The sequence below is a fragment of the Microseira wollei NIES-4236 genome (genome assembly GCF_020521235.1).
Taxonomy (GTDB): Bacteria; Cyanobacteriota; Cyanobacteriia; order Cyanobacteriales; family Aerosakkonemataceae; genus Microseira; species Microseira wollei.
On sequence record NZ_BLAY01000383.1, the window covers coordinates 1 to 2,570 of the forward strand.

At 45.7% G+C, this 2,570-nt stretch carries 3 protein-coding genes; 1 reads left to right on the forward strand and 2 read right to left on the reverse strand.

Annotated features, from left to right (window positions below; translation table 11 throughout):
• Positions 1–164: 164 nt before the first annotated feature.
• Positions 165–347: a hypothetical protein gene (locus tag MiSe_RS48505; RefSeq protein ID WP_226594614.1), complete on the reverse strand. Its 183-nt coding sequence runs from the start codon at positions 345–347 to the stop codon at positions 165–167.
• 3 nt (positions 348–350) lie between these two features.
• Positions 351–533: a hypothetical protein gene (locus MiSe_RS48510; protein WP_226594616.1), complete on the reverse strand. Its 183-nt coding sequence runs from the start codon at positions 531–533 to the stop codon at positions 351–353.
• Positions 534–565: 32 nt separating this feature from the next.
• Here MiSe_RS48510 and MiSe_RS48515 point away from each other — a divergent pair.
• Positions 566–2,570 (forward strand): FAD-binding and (Fe-S)-binding domain-containing protein (locus tag MiSe_RS48515; RefSeq protein ID WP_226594618.1); only part of this gene is annotated, 2,005 nt, incomplete at its 3' end.

Here is a 2,570-nt window from a genome sequence, read left to right on the forward strand (position 1 = left end):
GCCCCGACCGCCAACGAGATGGTGACAACAGGTGCATTCGTAGGGGCACGGCAAGGGATCTCCCGGATAATTTAACCACATATATAATGCCGTGCCCCGACCGCCAACGAGATGGTGACAACAGGTGCATTCGTAGGGGCACGGCAAGGGATCTCCCGGATAATTTAACCACATATATAATGCCGTGCCCCGACCGCCAACGAGATGGTGACAACAGGTGGATGAAGTAGGGGCACGGCAAGGGATCTCCCGGATAATTTAACCACATATATAATGCCGTGCCCCGACCGCCAACGGGATTTTTGCCAGACCGCAATCAAAATTTCCCCACAGCGATCGCCGTTCAACTTTTAATCCTGGCGCTTGATCAACAAAGCTACAATTAAAGCGGGCGTTCCTACAACTAACCCCAAAGGCAGCCACAAATTCAAGCTGCGTCCTTTATTTTGGGCTATCATGGCAGCGAGCGCACCGATAACGCAGTGAAGACTCAGCATCAGGTAAAGAATTGGGTCGATAGGTAAATCTGACATTAAAACCTCTATTAATCTCACTAACTCAGATTATGATTCCCCGATTGACTCTTCAAGAAACCTTAAAACCAGAATATACACTTTTCTTAGAAGCTTTGGCAAAAACTCCCTTTTCCGGAGAAATGCGCCCGGATTTTGCCAGTCGGTTGTTGATGTCTACCGATAACAGCATCTATCAAATATTGCCCCAAGCAATTGTCTTTCCCCGCACTGAGGAAGATTTGGTGCATTTGTTTAAATTAGCCAATCAAGAACCGTTTAAATCGATCGCCTTTTCTCCCAGAGGCGGGGGGACGGGAACCAACGGTCAATCGCTTTCTCCTGGGATGATTGTTGATTGTTCTAAGTACATGAATCAGATTTTAGAACTGAATCTGGAACAAGCTTGGGTGCGAGTGCAACCGGGAGTGGTTTTAGACCAATTAAATGCTTATTTGCAACCTTATGGGGTATTTTTTGCGCCTTCCTTATCGCCGAGCGATCGCGCGACGATTGGCGGCATGATTAATACGGATGCTTGTGGAAAAGGGTCGCGAATTTATGGGCGAACCAGCAATCATATTTTGGCATTAACTTGGGTTTTATCTGATGGAACAGTCGCGCGATCGCAAGACATTTCTCCTGCTACTTTATCCGACTTTAAACAACAGTCCGGTCGTCTGGGAGAAATTTACCGCCAAGTCGATGAAATTGTCACCTCAAAGCGGGAAATAATTGCCCAAACTTTCCCCAAAATGCCTCGATTTATGACCGGGTATAACTTGGCGAAAGTCTATCAACAGGAGAATTTTAACCTAAATTGGATTTTAGCGGGTTCAGAGGGAACCCTAGCCGTCATTACGTCAGCAAAATTGAAGTTAACCCCCCTGCCCAAATCTAAACAATTGCTAGCAATTCACTACCGCTGTTTTGACGATGCTTTATCAGCCGCAGAAACTTTATTAGCATCAGAACCAGCAGCAATAGAAACGATTGATGAAAAAATTTTATCACTGGCCAAACAGGATGCAATTTACTATCAAGTCAAAGAATTCGTGGCAGATGCAAAGGCAATTAATTTAGTTGAATTTACCGGGGTAAATATAGAGGAAGTTAAACAGAAAGTTAGTCAAATTAAATTAGAAAAAGCGACGGGATATTATTTGGCACAAAGTGGAGAAGAAATAAACGACCTGTGGAACTTGCGAAAAAAAGGGGTGGGATTCTTGGGAAATACCAAAGGAGAACGCAAACCGATTCCCTTTATCGAAGATACCGCCGTTCCGCCCGAATGTCTCGCCAGTTATATCCGAGAATTTAAAGCCTTACTAACAGAATATCAGCTAGATTATGCCATGTTTGGTCACGTAGACGTGGGATGCTTGCACGTCCGACCAGCATTAGATATGAAAGCGCCAAACGATGAAAAACTAATACGGGAATTATCCGATAAAGTTGTATCCCTGGTGCGGAAATATGGCGGCGTCATGTGGGGGGAACATGGGAAAGGATTTCGCAGCGAATATACTCCTGTTTTCTTTGGGGAATTGTATGAAGAATTGCGGAAAATTAAGGCAGCTTTTGACCCGGATAATCGATTAAATCCAGGAAAAATTGTTACTCCTTTTGGCAGTGACGCCGAAGTTGTGAAAATTGAATCGCCTTTGCGGGGTCATTTTGACCGACAAGTTCCCGCCTCTGTGCGTTCGGAATATGCAGAGGCATTTAGTTGCAATGGGAATGGAGCGTGTTTTAATTTTAATCCCGATAGCGTCATGTGTCCGTCTTATAAGGGTACAAGCAATCGCATCCATTCTCCCAAAGGTCGCGCTACCTTACTGCGGGAATGGTGGCGACAAATTGGTACAGTTAACCCACGCGACGTGGTAGGGGCACGGCATCCGAAAAACTTTGACTTGGTGACAAAACTTACTGCTGCCGTGCCCCTACCCCCTGGGTATACAGGGGTTTTCAATTGGGTGCAACGCGACGTGGTAGGGGCACGGCATCCGAAAAACTTTGATTTGGTGACAAAACTTACTGCTGCCGTGCCCCTAC